The 22,157-nt window shown below is 41.4% G+C and carries 17 protein-coding genes; all 17 read right to left on the bottom strand.

The annotated features are described in order from the left end of the window. Positions 1-64: 64 nt before the first annotated feature. A complete protein-coding gene (locus tag VGA95_03845) occupies positions 65-997 on the bottom strand; it encodes a bifunctional riboflavin kinase/FAD synthetase (GenBank protein HEX9665672.1) in 933 nt (310 codons plus the stop codon). Between the two features lie 691 nt (positions 998-1,688). After that, positions 1,689-3,143: a TrkH family potassium uptake protein gene (locus VGA95_03840; GenBank protein HEX9665671.1), complete on the bottom strand. Its 1,455-nt coding sequence runs from the start codon at positions 3,141-3,143 to the stop codon at positions 1,689-1,691. After that, positions 3,140-4,465 (bottom strand): Trk system potassium transporter TrkA, encoded by a 1,326-nt coding sequence (gene trkA / locus VGA95_03835; protein ID HEX9665670.1) that lies wholly within the window; start codon positions 4,463-4,465, stop codon positions 3,140-3,142. Before trkA ends, VGA95_03840 begins: the two co-directional genes overlap by 4 nt. Positions 4,466-4,483: 18 nt before the next feature. Next, positions 4,484-5,251 (bottom strand): prolipoprotein diacylglyceryl transferase, encoded by a 768-nt coding sequence (locus tag VGA95_03830; protein HEX9665669.1) that lies wholly within the window; start codon positions 5,249-5,251, stop codon positions 4,484-4,486. Between the two features lie 351 nt (positions 5,252-5,602). Then, positions 5,603-7,363, bottom strand: a complete 1,761-nt coding sequence (recJ, locus tag VGA95_03825; GenBank protein HEX9665668.1) for a single-stranded-DNA-specific exonuclease RecJ — start codon at positions 7,361-7,363, stop codon at positions 5,603-5,605. Between the two features lie 31 nt (positions 7,364-7,394). Next, positions 7,395-7,829: a type II 3-dehydroquinate dehydratase gene (gene aroQ, locus VGA95_03820; protein HEX9665667.1), complete on the bottom strand. Its 435-nt coding sequence runs from the start codon at positions 7,827-7,829 to the stop codon at positions 7,395-7,397. Positions 7,830-8,292: 463 nt separating this feature from the next. Continuing rightward, positions 8,293-9,018 carry a hypothetical protein gene (locus VGA95_03815; GenBank protein ID HEX9665666.1) on the bottom strand — a complete coding sequence of 242 codons (726 nt, stop codon included), beginning with the start codon at positions 9,016-9,018 and terminating at the stop codon, positions 8,293-8,295. Between the two features lie 89 nt (positions 9,019-9,107). Then, positions 9,108-9,287: a DUF5989 family protein gene (locus VGA95_03810; GenBank protein ID HEX9665665.1), complete on the bottom strand. Its 180-nt coding sequence runs from the start codon at positions 9,285-9,287 to the stop codon at positions 9,108-9,110. A gap of 116 nt (positions 9,288-9,403) precedes the next feature. Continuing rightward, a complete protein-coding gene (locus tag VGA95_03805) occupies positions 9,404-9,769 on the bottom strand; it encodes a four helix bundle protein (GenBank protein HEX9665664.1) in 366 nt (121 codons plus the stop codon). Positions 9,770-9,804: 35 nt separating this feature from the next. Continuing rightward, positions 9,805-11,589 (bottom strand): carbamoyltransferase, encoded by a 1,785-nt coding sequence (locus VGA95_03800; protein ID HEX9665663.1) that lies wholly within the window; start codon positions 11,587-11,589, stop codon positions 9,805-9,807. 137 nt (positions 11,590-11,726) lie between these two features. Continuing rightward, a complete protein-coding gene (locus tag VGA95_03795) occupies positions 11,727-11,963 on the bottom strand; it encodes a hypothetical protein (protein HEX9665662.1) in 237 nt (78 codons plus the stop codon). Between the two features lie 319 nt (positions 11,964-12,282). Further along, complete coding sequence (locus VGA95_03790; protein HEX9665661.1) at positions 12,283-13,560, bottom strand: hypothetical protein; 1,278 nt, start codon at positions 13,558-13,560, stop codon at positions 12,283-12,285. A 212-nt stretch (positions 13,561-13,772) separates the two neighbouring features. Next, on the bottom strand, positions 13,773-14,822 hold the full coding sequence (locus tag VGA95_03785; protein HEX9665660.1) for a hypothetical protein: 1,050 nt from the start codon (positions 14,820-14,822) through the stop codon (positions 13,773-13,775). Between the two features lie 140 nt (positions 14,823-14,962). Beyond that, complete coding sequence (locus VGA95_03780; GenBank protein HEX9665659.1) at positions 14,963-16,189, bottom strand: hypothetical protein; 1,227 nt, start codon at positions 16,187-16,189, stop codon at positions 14,963-14,965. Between the two features lie 106 nt (positions 16,190-16,295). Beyond that, positions 16,296-18,104 carry an ABC transporter ATP-binding protein gene (locus tag VGA95_03775; protein HEX9665658.1) on the bottom strand — a complete coding sequence of 603 codons (1,809 nt, stop codon included), beginning with the start codon at positions 18,102-18,104 and terminating at the stop codon, positions 16,296-16,298. Next, the gene (locus VGA95_03770) at positions 18,105-20,642 is read right to left on the bottom strand and encodes a glycosyltransferase (GenBank protein ID HEX9665657.1); all 2,538 of its coding nucleotides are present in this window, start codon (positions 20,640-20,642) and stop codon (positions 18,105-18,107) included. 131 nt (positions 20,643-20,773) lie between these two features. Beyond that, positions 20,774-21,715, bottom strand: a complete 942-nt coding sequence (locus tag VGA95_03765) for a UDP-glucuronic acid decarboxylase family protein (GenBank protein ID HEX9665656.1) — start codon at positions 21,713-21,715, stop codon at positions 20,774-20,776. Positions 21,716-22,157: the final 442 nt, after the last annotated feature.

The raw sequence follows: 22,157 nt of genomic DNA, 5'->3' as shown, positions 1-22,157 counted from the left end.
TTTAATATTACAGAAACTAGTCTCAGATGTATATTGGCAATTAATTGAAGCGGATTGATTTCAATTACATACTTTTTTTACTGAGCTCTGCAAATACCTTTTTCGCGCTTTCAACATCGGTCGAGATTTGAGCGATGAGTGATTCAACATTAGCGAATCGCTTCTCGTCTCGAAGCCTGTCAATGAATGAAACCCTAATTGTTTTTCCATAGATGTCGTCTTTGAAGTTGATTATGTGTGTTTCTACAAGTAGCTGATTCTTTCCAAAAGTTGGTCGAGTGCCGACGTTCGTTATGCTTTTAAATTTTTTTTCGTTTACTTCCGCCCAGGTTATGTAAACTCCTTTCTTAGGTAGTAGTTCCCAATCGGTATCCAGATTAGCAGTCGGGAATCCAAGCTCTCTCCCCCTTCTTTCACCTTCTTTTACATTTCCTTCGACGCTGAAGCAGTCTCCAAGGAAATTAGCTGCCTTATTAACGTTCCCATCTTCGATAAACTCCCTGATTGCTGTGCTGCTTATCAATTCATCCTCGAAATAAACCGGCCTAACAGTTCTGGTTTCAAATTCGAATGACTTCCCCATAGATTCCAGCAGCTCGACATTCCCTTCGCGGTTTCTTCCAAAGAATAAATCGGGTCCGACAAATATACTTTTGATATTTAGCTTTTCGACTAAATAGTTTTTAACGAAGTCCTTAGCTGATATCTTTGAAAAGGCCTTTGTAAAGTTAAAGCAAACCGTAATATCAACTCCCTCTTTTTCTAGTAACCTAAGTCTTTCTTTGAGAGGAACAATAAGAGGCTTATCAATTCCTCGCAGAACCTTTTGTGGATGAGGGAAAAAGGTAACAACGCAGGAACTATAGTCATTTTTAGCAGCTTCCTTTCTGATAAGACTGATAATACTCTTGTGACCAAGATGAACGCCGTCAAATATACCAATAGTTGCAGAAGTCGATTCTTTAATCCTTTCCTTAGGGTCGAAAATAACTTTCATGCGGTTGAAATTTAAATATTAAGTTGCTTCATCAAGGAATATAATCGTCATCAGAATACGTTTAAATAAAGCGTAGTAATTGAAAAGCCCCCATCATTGATCGGCGCATATAAATTACCAGCAATTATCAAATCAATAAATTAACTCAATGATACCATAACTTTAATAACAATTGAAAGAAATATGAGACTGACAAACAAGATCGGTTAGTAATGAGAATGATTTAACTAGCGCATTCCCTGTAGCTTAATCCATTGTTTCCTTTGTAGATTGTGGGCCACGCGGAGCAATCTAAATAACATGTGACATACATATTGTCAATCCGCCAACAACCCTTCGACTTTAGGGCAGGAACGGGGGGACTACCCCAAATGTAGCGGAAACCTTTAGGTTTCCGCACTGCATCCCAGATGTTTTATCAATGCGGGGTTGGAAAACCCCGCCTATCGTAATTGATGACAATATTTATTATGGATAGTCGGGACATTCTTGTCCCGAAATTTGAACATGCTGAAGGTGCGTCTATCATAAATCAAGTTTCCATTTTATTGATTTTATGGAGGACTAAAGTCCTCCGCTATTACATCTCCAATTAACCGACAATATCGATGCTCACGAGGCCCTTCGAGCGGACTCAGGAGAGTCTTGCTCGTGACAGAAATGAGGGTTTTTCATCGATAAAGGTTAGTCATCACTTCTTCCAGAATGCCGGTGTAAAAAGTACCAGAATTGTAAAAAGCTCTAATCTCCCAATGAGCATTAGTAAAGATAGTATGACCTTTGTAGAACTGGAAAGATGACCGAAGTGTTCCACGGGTCCCAGTTTGCCAAATCCGGGTCCTACATTTCCCATTGTTGTTGCGCAAGCTGAAATAGCAGTAGGGATGTCTAAATTTTCAATTGCCATAACCAACAGGGATCCGATTAGAAAAATAAATATATAAAGCAAGAAGAAACTGGCAATGCTAGAGACGGCATCTTCACTTAGAGGATCCTTTCCGATTCTTATTGGTACTATTGCTTTTGGGTATATTAGTTTATAAATTTCTCTATAACCTTTTTTAAAAAGTACCATTACACGAATGTCTTTAATCGCGCCTGAAGTTGACCCTGCGCAAGCTCCAAAGAACATTAGAATTAACAACGTCCATTTTGAGAACGAGGGCCAAATGTCAAAGTTTGCTGTGGCAAATCCAGTAGTTGTGCCAATTGAAATAACTTGAAATGAAGAATATCTCAAGGCTTCAATAAAGGTAGGGTAATTACTCCTCCATGTATCAAGAGAAACAATAAGTACGGCAAAGATATTTAAAAAAATATAAAAGCGAAACTCAGGATTGTTAACGAGCTTTTTATAATTTCCTCTAAGTAGGCCATATTGTAATATAAAATTAGTCCCTCCGATTATCATAAAAATTATGATAATTATCTCTATCGTGGGACTATTATACGCAGCTATGCTTAAGTTTTTTGGAGAATACCCTCCTGTTGCGAGAGTGGCAAATGTATGTAATATTGATTCAAAGACCGGCATTCCCGCCAAATAAAGTGATGCAATCATTAAAGCCGTAAGCAGCAAATAAAGTACCCAGAGTTTCTTTGCCGTTTCTGCAATTCTGGGTGTAATTTTTTCTTTCGTCGGGCCCGTTGTTTCAAGAGCCATTAGCTGCATCCCACCTACAGCAAGTCGCGGAAGTATGGCAACTCCAAGAACAATTATTCCACCTCCTCCAAGCCATTGAGTAAAACTCCTCCAGAATAGTATTCCGTGGGGTAGGGACTCTATGTCCCTTAACACGCTTGAGCCTGTCGTTGTAAACCCTGATATTGCTTCAAAGACGGCGTCAGCGGGATTTGTGAAGACTCCATATAACATATAGGGAATCGCACCGAAGTGAGCGGCTGTAATCCAGCAGAGGCTCGCTACAAGAAACCCATCTTTCCTTTGTAATTCATAGGCTTTCTCAGGTGTCCTGGTCGATATTTCGAGCGTAAATCCGAAAACTGATGTAATGAGAGCAGAGACAATGAATGCCCAAAGATCATCTTCTCTATAGATGACAGAGCAGACGATTGGTACCAACATGAGAAGACCCAGATATTTTAAGAAATTCCCAATGATGTGAAGTGAAAATTTAATATTCACTTGCCGAGCATCTTCTCTACTTTTTTTATGGCTTCTGGAAGAGCAAATATTATAAGCTTGTCATTTTGTTGGGGCGTAAAATCCCCTCTCGGTATAATAACTTCGCTATCTCTAACCACAATACCGACAATAGCTCCATTTGGGAAATGGGCGTTTTTTAACGGAGTTCCTAGAATTTTAGTATCTCCAGAAATGTCAAATTCCAAGACTTCGGCTCTCCCCTCTTCTACCAGGGCCACATGCGCCACTCCGCCTATATGAAGAAGGCTTAATATCTCATTTGCAATTGCAAGTCTTACACTTATTGCTCTATCAACGCCGATGCGCTCAATGACGTCGATATAATCTGGTTTTGTATAGAGCACAGTTGTTCTTTTAGCACCCAGGCTTTTGGCCAAAAGTGAACTTAAAACATTATTTTCGTCATCACCCGTAAGTGCAATAAAATTATCGCAAGATTTTACACCGGCTTCTTGTAAAGTTTCGCGATCGGTTGCATCGCCTTTAAAGACGAGAATCTTGGGTAGTTCTTCTGCTACCAATCTTGCTCTTTCGGAGTCACTCTCTATCAATTTTACTGATAAACCTTTTTCAACTAGTGAACCTGCGACTTTTCTTCCCAGCTTACCCCCTCCCACGATAATTGCTGTTTTAATAGTCTCATCCTCAACAGCAAATAGCTCTTTAAGCCTGTCCATAATATCGGGTATACCTAGTGCAAATACATAATCACCTGATTCCAACCTGGTCTCGCCTGTCGGTATAGCGATCTTTCCATTTCTCGAAATAGCAACAAATATCCATGCCTTGGCTGGTCCCAATTCACTGAGCTTCTTACCGCGTATCGGCGTTTCCGCGTCGATCTTCAGTTTAAACATATTTATTTTCCCGGCGGCAAAGGTCTCGGTTTTCCAGGCGAAAGGTGAACTCACTAGGCTTGTTATTTTTTCTGAAATTATTTTCCCAGGATTAACGACATCAACCTTCGAGTTCTTTAGAATGGAGTGATACTCCAGATAATTTGTATCTCTAATACGAAGAATTATCTTCGGAACTCCAAATGAACATCCAAGACAGGAAGACATAATATTAACCCTATCATCGCCCGAAACCGCGAGTAGTACATCGGCTTTCTCAATGTGGGCTTCACGTAGTACGGGGGGGTCATCGCCTTCTCCTTGTATGACTAAAACATCGTGACTCTCTTGAATCTTCTCAGCCCTTTCTCTGCTATTCTCGATCATTATAATGTCGTGTTCAGTGGAAAGATTTGTGGCTAGAAAATTGCCAACCTGTCCCGCACCTATTATTAGAATTCGCATGACTATAAATGTACCTCTTTATCCTCTAGCTCCCACTGATTTTCTCAATCGGGATTTTAGTTGTATAAATTTGTAAACACCAACAACGATAAATCCAATCGAAATGATCTGCGCCTGAGTGATACCCGGTATAGAACTTGGGGAAGTATTTCTGATGAATTCTATTAAGAACCTTTCGACGCCGAGAATTATGAGTGTTATATACGAGATCCAACCTACCGGTAAGTCCTTTTTGCGCACGGTCCATAAGACAAGAAATACAATAAGCATCGATAAAGACTCATAGATTTGAGTGGGGTGAACTCGTTCTAACGTCGGAGGCGCGCCATTTGGAAAAGAGAGTGCCCAGGGTAAGTTAGATGGCACGCCATAATCGTCGCCAGCTAACAGACAGCCAATTCTACCGATACCGTATGCAAGAACTAGGGCAGGGGCTGCAGCATCACCGATTAGCCAGAAATTTACTTTTTTCAATCTGGCTATCAGGGCCCAAAGGAATATGCATGGTACCAATGTGCCCCACCATGTTAGCCCGGATGCAAGGTATTGGACGGGGTGGGCAATAAATTCCGAAAAGGTTGTGTTCTGATAAAGAAATAATAATTTTGCACCCAGGAATCCTAAGATTACAGAGGTGCCGGCAAGTAGATCCAGAAGACCTTCATCTATTCCCTTTCTTCTGAACTCTTGCAGAGTGATCACATAACCGACTATAAAAGTAATAACCACCATGACTGTGAAAGAAGAAACCGAATAGGTGCCTACCGTAAAAAGTGTGGGGTGCATCTTAAAGCTATCCTTAATTTATTTAAGTGTGTTAAATTTACCTTCTCTTGCGTGGTCTGCAAACATAAGGACCTTTGAAGCCCGGCGGGAATTTTGTCCATGCGGGTTGGAAAACCCCGCCTATCGTTATTGATCACGGTATCTATTATGGATAGTCGGGACATTCTTGTCCCGATAGGTTTCCATTCCTTATGTTTTATCCATCCGGGGTTGGAAAACCCCGCCTATCGTAATTGATGACCGTATCTATTATGGATAGTCGGGACATTCTTGTCCCGATAGTTGGATCTTTCTCTACATACTACGACTACGATGTCCTCCCGCTTCCGCAGAGTTATTCATATATTTTTTTTACCAATCAATATCCTTAACTTTAAGCTGGATTGATTTTTTGCCATTCCACTCATTAAATTCCGGGGTGAAAACGATGTCTATTTTATTAGGTACTGTCACTGGTTCTTTGGGGTTAAACCAAATTGCATCATAGATACGATTATTGTCATTTAGTTTGAGACCAAGGTGCCTATCTTTTAATAATCTTTGGGAGGCTACATCTACGGACGTTGCTATGAATACCGGTTCAGGGTTTCCAATTCCAAACGGCGATAAAAGATCTAGCTCTGATATCAATGATTCGGTGACACCGGACAGATCAAGGGCGCTGTCGATTCGAAGCTTTGAGGTATAATCTCCAAGCGCTTCATTTACAGCCCTTTCAAACCGATTTCTGAATTCGTCTATTTTTTCTACCCTAATGTTTAATCCGGCTGCCAGTTCGTGGCCACCAAATTGTTCAAATAAGTCGTTGCATTTGGATAAGGCGTCATAAATATTTATACCTTCCACACTTCTGGCAGATCCCTTGCCGATTCCCTCTTCCTGAATTGAAATGATAACGGTCGGTTTCTGATACATTTCGACCAATTTTGACGCAACAATTCCTATAACACCCTGATGCCAATCGGAAGAGGCAAACACCAGGGCATTCATATCGAGAACAGTAGGGCTTGCTTTTACTTGAGAAATGATATCATTGATAATTTTCCCCTCAATTGTCTGCCTTTTTGAGTTTTCATTGTTTAGGATCGAAGCGAGTTCTCTTGCTTTTTTGATATCATTCGAGATGAATAGTTTTACCGCCAAACTAGCGCTGTTTAGCCTTCCAGAAGCGTTTACTCTTGGTCCTAGCCTGAAGCCAATATCATAAGTATCAACTTTGCTTTTAGTACCACTAACTTCTTTGAGCGCGATTATGCCCAGACGTTTTGCGTTTGATAACCTCTTTATCCCTTCTTTCACGAATATACGATTAACGTTTCTGAGTGAAGCGCAGTCTGAAACAGTACCCAGTGCTACGAGGTCGAGATATTCTCCTAGATTCGGTTCACCACTTTCAAAAAAACCTGAATCTCTGAGCGATCTTCTCAGGGCGACAACCAGGTTAAAGACTACACCCACTCCCGCAATTTCTTTTCCCGGATAAATACAGCCTTGTTGATGAGGATTCAGTATGGCAGCCGCTTCTGGAAGAACGTCAGGCGGCTCGTGGTGATCCGTGATTATAAAATCAATTCCCAGCTTCTTAGCTTCAATCACTTCAGCGTGTGCGGTTATACCGCAATCGCCGGAGATAATTAAAGAAACGCCTTCATTCTTAAGTTTTTGTATTGCGTCGATATTTACGCCATAACCCTCTTTCAACCTATCGGGGTTGTAATAGATGACGTTTGCGCCTAGATTCTTTAAGAATAAATACAGTATTGCTGTAGATGTAATACCATCGACGTCGTAGTCTCCATAAATTGCAATTTTTTCAACTCGCTGAATAGCACCCCTAATCCTGTCTACTGCTTTATCCATATCCTTAAGTAGATATGGAGATGGAAGGTCAAAGAGACTACTGTTTAAAAATTGCTCCGCCTCGACCTCGTTTCTTATACCCCTGTTTATCAAGACCTGTGCTGTCACTGGCTTTATTCCCAAAGATTTGGCAAGCTTTTCGACCAGCCTAGGATTTTGTTTTTCTAGTTCCCAGTTCTTTTTCATTACAATGAATGATACACGATGCATGATCCATGATTCATGTTTTATCCTGCATCGTGCATCCTGCATCCTGCATCCTGCATCGTGCGTCCGGCGTCTTTCATTTCTTTAAGTGGGTTACCAGCCCTCTAAGCGCGAGCAAGTAGCTGTTCACGCCCAGTCCTGATATAACTCCAACTGCAACTCCTGAAATATAAGATAACTTTCTGAAATCCTCTCGCTTGTAAATGTTTGAGATGTGCACCTCTACAGTTGGTATACCAGTTGAAGCGATGGCATCTCTGATGGCGACACTTGTATGGGTATAGGCAGCGGGGTTTATGACGATTCCGTCAATATTCCCCATAGCTCGTTGGATTCTATCAACAATCTCACCTTCGGAGTTTGACTGTGAAAATTCAATCTCGGTCCCCAGGCTTTGCGCCTCTGTTTCCAACAGGTTATCGATCTCATCAATCGTAGTGGAGCCATAGATTTCCGGCTCGCGCTTGCCAAGAAGATTAAGATTAGGTCCATGAATAACGAGAATTTTCATCGTTCATCCTCTTCCTTGGGTGGTCATCTGTAAACGAATACGATAATACTCTAATTGAATGAGTTCATATATTCAAACACTTTTGAGAAAAAAACTTATTTTAGCGTGATAATTTGCTTTCACCCAAGCTGTCATCGCTGTCGATGTCAAGTAATTCGAGGACAAAATTCTTGCAATTTTATGAATAGGTTTGTTTTCATCCATCCTTTTCAGAACGAAAGAGACCTGAAGGCATTCCAAAAATTGCGTTAAAAAAAATCAGAGACGAAGACATGAAAATCTCCCTAAATCCTCTCTAGCTCCCCTTTACAAAAGGGGAGGATTATTAATGGGATGTGGGTTTTTAATTATTACTGAAACCTCACCCACACTCCGGCATGTGGCTTAGGACTTTAGTTCTCCACCATCAATCAACTCCCCCCTCTAGATGCAAAGGGGGGATTTGACATTCCTACTCTAGCCTTTATTTTCTCCTTACTTCAAAACCAGAACGCTCACTCAGTAGAAATGATTTAGATAGGTTTAATTTAGTGCGGATCGAGGCATTTTCGGGCTCCCTTGCTAGAAGTTTTTCGAGTACGACTATTGCTTTCACGTATAATCCCTGATCAATATACAGATTTGCCATGGCCTCTGTGTACAATTCCTCAATGACCGAATCGGAAGAAGGTTCTTCTTCCGGTCCCTCGTCTAATTCAAAGATATCATTTACTATTTTGCCTGTTTCCATTTTTGTGGTCTTTATCCCATCATAAGAGACCCCTTTCTCTAGTTCCTTCAAGTCTTTCGTTAATTCGTAATCTTCCGGATTGAAGACGAGTGCAGAATAGCAGGTCTCTAGAGCTTTATTATAGTTTTCCTCGCTCCTATATATCTGAATCAGCATTTTGGCGGCATCAGTATTATCAGGGGCAACCCGCGTTACCTTTTCCATCTCATTTTTTGCCTGATCTATCATCCACCTATCGTAGTAGATTTTTCCCAAAATTGACCTTGCGGTAATGCTGTCGGGATTGCTTCTCAACCCCTTGATTAGTATCTCAGTTGCCCTATGCAGGTCACCCTGTTTTCTTAGAATTTCGGCAAGAAATACGAATTTTGGAGAGGACGGATCTTTTAAGAGTAATTCTTCATACTTGTCTTTAAGCTTAGCCCGTTCGATCTGATTTTGAACTACATCTTTTTCCATTTGTCGGTTGATATTACTTCAGGAAACAGACAAGAGTCAAGTTTATCCGATGATAGGAACCTACTATGCGTTAAACCAAATATGATTTGTTAAAACAGCGTGTAAATAAATGGTGCGATCGCAGAGCTCTGCGCAAATATGATAAGGAGTCCGAATAAAAGTAGGACTATTATCATTGGAGTTAGCCACCACCATTTGTTCAGTAAGAAGAATTTCAAAAGCTCTCCAGCTATGCCCATTCTGTTTGTTATGCCATCAAGGAAGCTCATTGGCCATATAATACCTCAGTTTTGATGAGGACGGAAGATGGGGGACCGAAGACCGGAGACGGAAGACCGGAGACGGAAGACCGAAGCAAATAATAGATTCATTATCCCTTTGTTTCCTATTTTAAACTTTTTCGAAACGCTTGTAACTTCACGAACAAATTATGGCCAAGCTCTCGAATTGATACTAAATCTTCAGATCGGAAATAGCAACGACGTTCAACTAAATCCCAACATGCTACGGTTTCCAGATAAGAACGCAAAGCTAACCCCAAAAAGCGATTTTGTTCCGCGTCGCTTTGTCCTGTAGATCCTTCGGCGATGTTCAATACAATTGATGTTGCGGCTCGTTCCAACTGCGACCTGAGATTAAACCGCTCCTCTTCGGGCAACCGACTGCTAAGTTTGTAAACCTGATCCACGTAATCTAAGGCCATCTGGTATACCGTCAATTCCTGAAATTTATAACTCAGTCGGTCTCCCATCTTCGGTCCTCCGTCCCCCCGTCTCCCGTCTCCGGTCACCGGTCTTCTTTTTCAACCACATAATCTCCGAGCACCAAAACATCCATTCCACTTCTTTCGAATGAGTTAAAGGCTTCCTGCGGAGTATTTACAATTGGCTCACCCTTGAGGTTAAAAGACGTGTTGAGAACTACTGGAACACCGGTGGCTTGCCCGAACGTATCTATCAATTTGTAATATCTGGGATTGATTTCTTTTTGAACGGTTTGGAGCCGTCCCGTGCCATCTACGTGCGTAATGGCTGGAATCACATCATGTTTGTCTTCATTGACATCCACGACATAGAGCATAAATCTGGCGGGGTAATGATGAGCAGCTTCAGGTAATGAGAAGTAATTTTCTGTTTCTTCCACAAGGACAGATGGGGCAAAGGGACGGAAAGGCTCCCGAAACTTGATCTTTGTGTTAACTATATCCTTCATATCGGTCCTTCTTGGATCTGCTAAAATGCTTCTATTTCCCAGGGCGCGAGGACCCCACTCAAATCTACCCTGATACCATCCGATCACCTTGCCTGCCCCAAGTTTATCTACAACCCTCTCTATTAATCTGTCTTCATTCTCTATTCTTTCATAGGGAATGGCATTTTCTTTTAAGAAGCTATCTATCTCACCATTTCCATGCTTTTCCCCCCAATAGGCATGTTCCATTATAAACTTACGCGGTTTTCCAAGGACCATGTGATATGCAAAAAGGGCTGCTCCAAGAGCGCCACCTCCGTCCCCTGCCGACGGTTGAATATATATTCGCTCAAAGGGTGTTCCCTTTAAGATCTTCCCATTTGCTACACTATTCAAAGCAACGCCACCAGCCATGCAGAGGTTTTTAAGGCCTGTTTCTTGATAAGCCTGATTGGCCATCTTCAGCAAAACATCTTCTGTCACTGCCTGTATGCTGGAAGCAATATCCGCATAGTATTGGTTTTCTTGGCATAGCTCATCATAGTTTGTGGGTTTTTCTCCGAAATAAGAAGGGTAACCACTTGCGGCTGTGAAAAAGTGAGAATCAGGATTCCTGGATGGTCCAAAAAGGTCTTCAAATTTCCTGTTGTATGTTTTTTCTGAAGACTGATGGAATAGGAAATATTCCATATTCAACTCAAAACTTCCGTCGCCTGACAGTCGGATTTGCTTGTAGACCTTATCAACGTATTTCGGTTCACCAAAGGGAGCCATCCCCATTACCTTGTATTCACCCTCATTTACTTCAAAACCGAGATAAGCCGTAAAGGCGCTGTAAAGAAGACCCAATGAATGTGGAAAACGAATTTCCTTTAAAATCCTGATGTCAGTCCCTTTTCCCACACCAATTGTTGCAGTTGTCCATTCCCCCACACCGTCGACTGTTAAAATGGCTGATTCTTCAAAGGGAGAGCAGAAAAACGCGCTGGCCGCATGAGAAAGATGGTGTTCACTAAAGAGAATTTTAGAAGCTGGTACTTTCAATCTTTTTTGGATCAGATGCCTGATCCAAAGTTTATCTCCCAGCCATGTAATCATAGCTTCTCTGAATAGCTTCAGAGAGCGAGGGAATGTCTGCATCGAACATAAGAGAAGGCGTTCAAATTTTATGAAGGGTTTTTCAAAAAATACGACATAATCCAACTCCGGTGATTTTATATTTCCGACTTTCAGGCAGAAATCTATCGCATGCTGTGGGAATTCATAGTCATGCTTTTTACGGGTAAACCTTTCCTCTTCGGCGGCTGCTATGAGTTCTCCATCTCTAATCAGAGCTGCCGCAGCATCATGAAAATAACAAGATATCCCTAATATATCCATCGTCTCTTTTCCTTTTTAGCCACGAATGAACACGAATTTACACAAATTGATGTGTATCATGAACCCAGCCTAGTGAATCATGCATCAGGAATCTTGCATCGTGCATCCTGTATCTTTCATCCTGTCCTGATCCTGCATCAAAACTGTTTTCTCGCCTGTTCCAACAAGGATTCTTCATTTTGGGACTTTATTCCCCATGAAGGTGTAGATTTATTTTTAATAGCAAGAGGGTCGGTAAGGAAACGTATTGCCAGGGCAAAGGGTGCAAGAAAAATAAAATAAAATAGGGTCAAGATAACGCGGGCATTGAAATCTCCTATTTTCCTAGCTACCCTCTTCCACCATTCCCACAATTTTCGTATAAGAGGTGTCATACGTTTTAATGCTCTGCAATTCTTTAAATGATTTTCAAATGGAAGATTCCTGCAGTTTGCTTCGAGAATTCTACTGTTATATCGCGAATATTCAAGACGACCGCACGTTTGTGGCGGGGATGGATCCCCGATTAAAATCCTCGGGGATGACAACAAAGGCTGCCTCGCCGACAAAACTCATACCTCGTAAGCATTTAGCGGAGAGTCCTCGGGTATGAAAGAATGAGGAAGAAGAATCAGCGAGCTATCTCGGAGGCTTGCTTCCAAAACACGTCTTTCGTTCCTTGCAGCAAGCCCTTCTTTAATCTAAGAATATCACTCAAAATGAAGCAATTTTGTACGCCAGGAATGCTGAGTATTCTTGATAGGAGCTTTCAGAGAATACCGAATTTAGATAATTGTAATAACCAAATTCTAATGAAACGGTTTGATCACCAATCGGAGTTTTACCAAGCTTCCAGGCGAATTCAGCCAATCCATTGAAGGTATTTGCGTCTGTAAAACCATCATTACTCGTATGGCGCGAATAATGCCCATATGCCTTAATATTAAATGGCTTGTTTGAAGGACTATAGTTAAGGGATAAGGAACTGGTCGGTGTCATGTAATCAAGTCCACTTCCGGTCCACTTGTATTGCTCCTTTGTGAATCCTAGAGAGGGCGATATGGACACGGATTTAGTAGGATAATAAGATCCCCTGATCTCAGAGAATAATATTTTGCTTTCCGTATCTCTTTGGTTTTTATCTTTACCCATTGAATAGCTTGAATTTATCGACAATTGCCATTTTGATATCAAGTAATAGAGACTAGAATTCAGGGACTGGATAGATTCATTCTTGGAAACAGATCCATCACGCCTTGTTGCAATTAAAGAACTGCCACGACTGTAGGACAAGCTTAGAACGGGCCAGTAGGGAAATGCTATATCTAACGCTGCTCCTGCCTGTGTTTTTCTTACCTTTGGGCGATTTGGATTAAAATTAACATTATCCCAGTAATCCGATATAAAGGTTTTAAATTTCGATACATTTAGAGTTCGGTTGATCCAAATTTCCCTTCCCTCTTGATTACTACTCAATTGTGTCCCGGGTACTCTATCAAAGCCATCTTCAACTTGCACATATTTAGCCCCATATGCGAATCCCAACCATGAACCTCTTAAACCTAATCTGTACATCTGAGGCTTGTATTCTCGGAACCCTTGTTCAATATCAAATTCATCTACCGGGCTATATGCCATTTCTCCTTCAACGGACATTAAATTATCAAAGGCTCCGGGATCAGTAGCTACATGAAGAAATCCCCAAGTTTCTCCCCTGAGTAAAAGACCCTCTGGCTTTTCCCATTTTTGTGATTGCCAAATTTTTAAGAGATTTAAATCACTATCCAAATTACTTGGTAATGCGTTTTCTTGTAATGAGCCTGTCGGAGTTCGAATGTTAGTGCCGGGATTAAAATAGAGTTGTGGGGTGAAATTAGTAGGACTTGAAGTGACATTTTTATTGGAATCTATCTCTTGTCCATTTGCAAATGGAGATAAAGCAAGAAATACGAAGGAGAGAAATGATATTTTAAAAAAAACTATCCTTTCCATTGGTGGTCTTTGGAATGTAATCTATCCCCGCCAAATATTTCCAGCACCCCAATTTTTTATTAATTCGATATAATGAGATGAATTAGCCGGTTATTTTTATTGCTATTTCATACCCGTCGCCATATTATCACAATTTGTTTAATAAAATCAAGGTACAATCTGAAGAGAGCCCGATTGAATGGAATTCATATACCGCCGGAAAAATTCAGATGCTAAGCCTGTTGCATGGAAAAAATTACTAATCTATTATTTTCTATAATGCACCGAAATTTAGATTTCAGATACGTGTGGATACCGTTGTAATACTTAAACCACCAGAAAGACGGCCAAACAAACACAATGTACTTTGCGCCAAGTCCGCGCAAATTTTCAAACTCTTGGATTGCCTCTTGGACGTCTGATGGTTTCCAGTATTTACCATTTTTTTCTGTGAAATTTATAACCTTTCGGTTTGAGGTTATATTCTTCCTTATGCACATCTCATCATCGACAATTATGAATGGTACATTTTTCCCTATTAATGTGCAAATATCCAGTTCAGTTAACTTTATTTTATGTTTATAGAGGTCGTCTTTCTGGATCGGTTCGTTTATTACGACCGCAGCAAGCCCCTTCTCAAATTCCGCGAGGAGATTTATTTCAATGTTGTTGCCTAGCGTGTCTTGCCAATTGGAAATGATATGCTTTTCCTGATTGCGATTGGCATCGTCTAAAAGTGCTATAGTACCGGGGGTGGCAAAGCCCATTGCTTGATATAATATTCCTTCGCGACCTCCTAGATAAATTGGTGGTCCATCTATTAAAACTAGATCTGCAGCTCCTATTGATTGAGCGTGTACCTGCTTAATATAATAGGATGGCAAATACTTTCCACCAAAACTTCGGGCCACAAGGGGTGCGAATAGAAAGTTGATATTATTACTGGCCTCCGGCATGGTTAAATATCTTTTTGCTACATCCGCTCCGAATTCTGGGTCATGGTCGATCGAAGTAATTTTGCATCTCAACTTAAGTAACCTGCACGCCTCTGCCATAACATGAGTGGAGAGACCGGATCCAAATTCAAGAATATGCTTTGGTTTTAGACTGGCTATTAAGTTTATTATGAAGGTTAGAGAGTCTTGTGCCATGGGCCAGTCTGAAAGGAAAGACAGCTCAGAGCGCCAGTAGAGATCAATACCAACATCACCCTTTAGAGCCTTAATTAGGGATGATCGTGATTTAGCTAACCTCTGTCTTGATTTTAAGGTAGTTTTCACCATAGAGGAGCGAATGGTATATTCATTTTGATACAATCTTTCCTTTATAATCTAACCTATAATTGAATTTTGGTTAAATCACAGGGGCATTTTATTACATATCCTTACTAAATTTCAACGGTGAATGTTTATGAAAGGGTGAATTACAGGATTCCAATATTTGTCAGCATATCCTTAAATATCCGCTCGGCCTCGAAGTACTCATTAGCTATTTCGAGCGCTGCTGATGCATGCCTTTCATAGTCAGTAGCTACAGCATCTATTGCAGCAAGCGCCTCCTCTTCTGTAGAAAATGCGAATAGACCTTCACCAGTTGGTATCGAATTCCCAAACCCGGTATCTTGGGTTATAACAGGTCGACCAGATGCGAGGTAAGTGGTGCTGCGATCGCTAAACCATCCACTTCGAGAAGCCACGTATTGTTCCTTGGCTATTGTGAACTCTCCCGATGAATTCCGAATATAATTTCTGTATTTGCTTAAGTCAGAAAGGTCTTTTGCGGCCCTGACTTTCCAGCCATTATCCTTCAGATTTTCCACTTCGTCATTGGTTATTCCGCCTATGGCTAGTTCGAGTGGCAACCTAGATTTTCTTGGAAGCTTAATGAATTTAAGGAATTCGTGGTGTTTACTCCAGTGCCAAGATTCACCTTTCCAACTTCTATCTTTTGTTGAGTGTTTCCAGGTTGCTACCGTAGTAAGTCGTTGTGGTTTTCCAGGGTTTTTACTTGCGTACCACCAGTCAACGCAGACAGGTGGTCTCATAGGTATCCATGTGAACTTCTGTGCTGGGATTTTACAATCGGGAGCTCCGATGTTAGTAGCGTAAGAAAAGAGGTAATGGTGGGAGCTTAGTTTATTTATAATTGAATTATTTCCAGATGCGACATCTATTTGGCTAGCTACAGGATCGGTTTCAATATGTACGAGGCACTTAATATTAGAGTGGTGGGGGCGAATAGTCTGAGCACCGGAGTGGTTGATAACGATATCTGCATCTCGATAAAGTTGATCCATACCATCAAGATTCCTTGCCCCAAAACACATTTCAGACTGTCCGGGAGGTTTGAAAATCCAGCGGTCTGCAAAACCGATTAACTCCATTAGATCAGAGAGGTACCTCAGATTTGGTTCGTAATCCAGCGTTCGCCAGAGGTTATCAAATTTCATGACTGGTATGTCTGTCTCTTCAACATACCAGACATCGAAGCCGAGCCGACGAAGTCCGGCGAGGTAATGTAGACGATGCCAGGCCATGCCTGGAAAGGGAAAAGAGGCGATCAAACCCCATAGGACAATTAGTCCACGTCTAGCAGGTGGATAATTGATATTAATATTTAATTTGTTATTTTCACTCCTCAGGGCTTCCATCAATCATTCGTTAATAGTTAAATTCAGGTGATATATTTCCGATCCTCTCCGTTTTATTTGTTTTAATTTGAGTAAGGGGCTTTTGGTGCTTGCATTATACACATTGCTAAATTGATGAAACATTTATGCGTGCAAGTTCTCGCTCGGTAAATCTATGTAATTCCTTTAGTGCTAGATGTAGTTCAGATGATGTGGTTAGAATTCTACCTTCATCAATTACTATAAAGAAATCACAATATTCAAGCGTAGCAGGACGGTGGGATATCATGAATGTTGTTCGTCCTTTCATCAGACGATTAATAGCATCGATGATCGAAGCTTCGGTTTTGATATCGACTGAACTGGTTGGTTCATCAAGTATGAGAATTGGCGCATCCTTCAGAAATGCTCGAGCCAAAGCTATGCGCTGACGTTCACCCCCAGAAAGCTTCATGCCTCGTTCACCGACTAGTGTTTCGTATTGATCGGGTAGTTTATTTATGAACTCATCGGCGTTTGCAGCCTTGGCCGCATTGACAATTTCCTGAAATTTGGCCTCCGGTTTTCCATAGCTTATATTTTCAGCAATGGTCGTCGAAAATAAAACTGATTCTTGAAGAACAATTGCAAATTGATTTCTAAGGTCTGAAATCTTATAATCCCTCATATCAATACCATCCAATTTTATAAAGCCCAAATTGGGGTCGTAAAACCTTGTTAAGAGACTGATGATAGTTGTTTTACCGGCCCCGGTTCTACCAATAAATCCTACTCTTGTTCCCGGTTTAATGTTAAAAGATACATCGGAAAGAACAGTATTAGACCTGTTATAGGAGAAAGAAACATTTTCAAAACTTATTGAGCCTAAAGCTCTCTTAACTGTTCTAGCATTAGGCCTTTCTAGAACTTCAGGTAGTTCATCGAGTAATTCAAAAGAGCGTTGTGCGCTTGCTATCGATGACTGTATTGTCGCTGTTTTGTTACTAATGGTCTTTAACGGTTCATAAAGCTGCGCGAGGTATGCCAACACCATTAGAAGTTCGCCCAGGGTTAGCGTACCGGAAAATACATTTTTAAAACCGATAAAAAGAACAAGGGCTGAGCCAACTCCTGTTGTTATGTTTACGAGTAGACCAAATCCCCCTTCTGCAAACGATAGCCAAATTCTTGTCACCATACCCCTTTTCGAATGATCCAGGAATCTCTCCTGCTCATATTCCTCTTTCCCGAATGCCTTTACCAGGCGAACCGAAGTTAATACTTCTTGAACTACTTTTAGAGCAGTGCTTTCAAGTATTTTTGCATCCTTATACCTGCCTCGCATGCGGGAAGTATAGGTTCTCGAAAATATAAATAGAAATGGCGAGATCGTCAGAGCGACTAGGGCAAGCTGTGCATCGATTCTGATGATAACGCAAATCATTGCTACGAACATGACTATCGAAGATATGAAAGGAATGAAACCATATATGATAACCCATTGAATGGATGGGGCGTCATACTGAATTCGATAAATAGAATCAGCGGTTCCCTTTGAGTCGTGATAATTGAGTGATAACCTCTGAACATGACGGAAAAGCCTTGCCCTGAAATTGAGGGTTAGCTTTTCACCTACACTTGTCTTCAACAATTGATTTCCAAGCGATTGGAGTTGTACGAATGATATGATTAAGACTTGTATAATTGCGGTAAAGCCAAGCATACCTAGCTTAGAGTTGATAAACCAATGGGGAATTACAGAACTAAATAATTCTGGTAACTGGTTTGATCCGTATATGTTATCAACAGCAATCTTGAGAGGAATAGGCGTGAGGAGTGTGAGCGGTGTTGCCAGTAGACCTAATAACAATATTAGGAATAAATGTGTGTGGAAGGGTCTTGCCTCATTCAGTAGTTTTCTTAAAATTTTAGTATCAGAGTAATTGGGTTTCATCATCTAGGACGGTGATTCCTGAAAGAATTGCTCAATAGCCTTTAAGTAAGATCCCGTAGCGGCAGCGCAGTCGCCGATTGAACGAATGACTGCAAGCGCAGATAGAGTTCCGAGAAACAAGTATGCATACCAGGACTGATCGAATGCCGCTAGTCCAGCAAGAAGGGCTAAGATGATGGTTAATCCGATACCAAACGCAGATACCTTCGGCCAAGAGCGTAGATGTACCATCTGTTTACCACCGCCGTGTTCCTCAATTCCCATCAGAATTCTGAGAGAACCAAATAATCCGCCACGCACTTCTAAATCCCATCGATCAAAATTTCCGCCTCGCCGCACAATCGAACCTGTATTCTTGAGAGCCTTCTCGATCGATTCTAGTCTTTTTTCGGGAGCAATCCATTTTTCGCTCCAAATAGTGCATTTGCGCGCCCAAGGTAAAAAGAGTTTGCATAAGCCTCGCCTCCGCCACGGGGTCAGGCCAGAACTAACCCTTCCATATAATCTGGCAATAGGCTGAAGTATATGTAGAATGACAGTGAAAGTACGTAGTCTAAGTAGCTTGATTGACGAGTTTGATAGCCCTCCAAATCTGGCCTGGTTTGCGCTGAGAATGGCGCGAATTACGGGTGCTAATAGCACCACTCCGAGAAGGGGTAATGAGTACAGGAGGGGAGACCAAAAAAATCCGATTAGGGACAGCAACAGAAGACCGGCGACAATAAGATACCATTCTGGCATGAGGAGTAATGAGCTAAACATTCCATTTGAAGGTTGGTATATCGATTGAAATGGCGCGGCTCCCCAAATACCCTGGTAGATTCTTGTGCCGAATAAATTTATTTTGTTGCAGAATCCATTTCCATATATACGCCCGGACCAGCTAATATGACCGGCAGTATTATATTTTTCCGGCCATTTTTTCTCTAGTTGTGACTCGGCCCTGCCGTAGTTTGATTGCTGTTTTAAGTATGATTTAAAAGAACTACGCCGGCTATGCCAGACCATTGCCGCGGGACTGAATCCCAGTGTGTAACCGTGCTTCTGCAACATCCAGCAAACATCTACATCGTCGCCTGCAATCTTGAACTGGGGGTCGAACCCTCCTATCTCTATAAGCGCTGATTTGCGAAATGCCATATTGCAACCTGCAATATGCTCAGCTTCGGTATCTGATATCAGTACATGCACGGGATTTCCGGGTGAGATTGATACGCACTCAGCAATTGGCCCATCATTCTCAGCCGTTATATTAGGTCCGCCGATTCCGACGTGGCTAGTTTTTCTGAATTCATTTGCAAGATAGCTTAGCCAGTTCGGGTCAGGATAAGCATCATCGTCAACATAAGCTATTATTTCACCTGTTGCAGATTCCAAGCCGGTGTTACGCGCATTACTTAGCCCCCTGTTTTCTGTTGTGATTAATCTAAAACCATATTTGTACATATATTCTTTTACTATTGCTTCAGTTATATCATTAGAGCCATCGTTTACTATTATTACTTCGTAGTTCGGGTATCGTAATTTTGATAACGATTCTAAATTCTTGCTTATCGTTTTACTTCCATTGAAGGTGCATACAACCACTGAAATTTTGGGCCAGCGTCTCATGCTCCCAAAAGGTACCTCTGAATAAGCTTTTCGGACGGTTCTTAGAGCAGCTTTCGGTAGACGCTTTCGGCTTGTCAGTCCGAAATCCCAGTCTTCTATGTCACAACCTCCGCAGTGCCATTCATCTGTCCATGCGAATACAAAAGCTCCGGCACAACCTGATTCAAATACGGTGTGAATTTGCCAGTCTAGTGAATGGGCCTGTGAGTCTTCATCATTTCTACGACTGTCGAGTCCGATTTCACCCATTACGAGTGGTTTGTCGCTAGCTAGGTTTTGCAATTTGGAAAGGTAAGCTTCAAGTCTATCTTTTGATTCTAAATATATATTGAAACAGGCGATATCAATGAATGGGAGTTGGAGGTATTCAGTCGTTGGATAATTTACGTAGGTGACAAGCCCGTCAGGATCTTCAGATTTCGCAATCCGATACAGTCTCTCAATAAACCTCTCGATCATTCGATGGCCATGATAGCGCACAATTGAGGAAGGGATCTCGTTTCCAATCGCATAACACAGCACTGCTGGATGACCTGCATAAGACCGTATCCATTCTCGAATCCTTTTTTCAATTGATAGGGTCAGTGTTTTGTCGTCCAGAAACGTTACAAATTGTTCCCACCAAAGACCCACCATCACATATAGTCCATGTTTCTGCGCCTTGTCCAGAAACCATGTTGGAGGCGCGGTATAAGTGCGAACTGAATTGATTCCATTTTCTACCATCCTTGCGAAATCTTTATCGACGGTCTGAGGGTCCGGGTATTGATACCCATCTGCATCTGGACGGAATGTGCCATATGTGACGCCCCGGACGTAGAATTTCTCATCACCAACATATAGAAATTTGCCCCTTACAGTTGGGCGCCGAAATTCAGGTACAGTTGAAAATAACTCAATGCGCGAGGCCGTGCCGGTACTGTAATTCATGTGGAATCCAATTCCTCCTATAGCTTATGATTTTGATTTTAACTTGAGCTTAACAAGTTAAGTGTCATAAAAGTGCTAATAACAGGTAAGGTCTTCATTGAGAGATCATTGATTTGGGATGTTTTCATAATTTAATTCTTTATTTTCTCCGCGAAATACTCTACTGTTTTCATCAGGCCGGTTTTTAAATCTACCTCCGGCTTCCAACCCAGTCTTGATTTTGCCAGAGAGATATCGGGCATCCTCCTCTCCGGGTCATCCTGGGGTAATTGTTTGAAAACAATTTTGGATCTTGATCCTGTGAGATCAATGATTATTTTGGCAAGATCGAGGATCGTGACCTCGGATGGATTTCCTAGATTTACGGGTCCTACAAAACCGTTTGTAACACTCATGTATCGATAGATTCCCTCAATCATATCATCAATGTAACAGAAGGACCGTGTTTGCACTCCATCTCCATAGACAGTTATGTCATGCCCCCGGAGGGCCTGGAGTATGAAGTTGCTCACAACCCGACCGTCGTTTGGATGCATTCTCGGGCCGTAAGTATTAAATATTCTTGCAACCTTGATATCCAATTTGTGCTGGCGATGGTAATCGAAAAATAGGGTCTCGGCACATCTCTTCCCCTCGTCATAGCATGCCCTTGGACCTATTGTATTCACATTACCCCAATAGGTTTCTGGCTGAGGATGAATAGTAGGGTTACCATATACTTCGCTTGTTGAGGCTTGAAAGATCCTTATTTTTAACCTTTTAGCCAGGCCTAGCATGTTTATTGCCCCCAGTACATTTGCCTTTGTGGTTTGAACCGGATCGAATTGATAGTGAATCGGAGACGCTGGGCAGGCAAGGTTGTATATCTCATCGACCTCGACGTATAATGGGAAGCAAATGTCGTGCCTTATGAATTCGAAGTAGGGGTTTCTCGTGAGGTGATTGATGTTGTCCTTGGTGCCAGTGAAGAAGTTATCAACACACAGTACCTCGTTTCCTTCGTTCAACAGGCGTTCACAGAGATGGGATCCAATGAACCCGGCGCCGCCTGTGACCAAAATTCTTTTTCTCAACTAAATTCTCCTTTTATATTAGACATGAGAAATTTGGATTAACGACTTGGCAAAATCTAAATTAGATTAATACATCCACTCCTCTCACCTAAAACATAGCAATTTTTATGCCGATTGCTCACTCAACAATTAAAGTTAAGAACTTTACCAGGTTAGAATATCCGAAAATGTTATAAAATCAATAAGTTCTTTTCCAGTGTTTAAAATTCCACAGTTTGTATTGTGTACTATTACACAGTTTAATTTCTTAGGAACTTACTACAAAAATCAACAAAACAATGATGCCAGGCAGCTTTTATCCTTTGATTATGGATTTCCTTCTTAAGAGACCTATGAGTTGGTCAACCTCGTCTATCTTTAAAAGTTTTGATATTATAAGATAGACCGCTGATGAGCCTAATAAGGACATTGTCAGGAATAGGATCTTTTCGATTGAGGTTTC

It is taken from the genome of Thermodesulfobacteriota bacterium, assembly GCA_036397855.1.
In the GTDB taxonomy this organism is placed as follows: Bacteria; Desulfobacterota_D; UBA1144; order Nemesobacterales; family CSP1-2; genus DASWID01.
The sequence above is the reverse complement of the archived record's forward strand: the minus strand, read 5'-3'. Positions and strand labels throughout refer to the sequence as shown.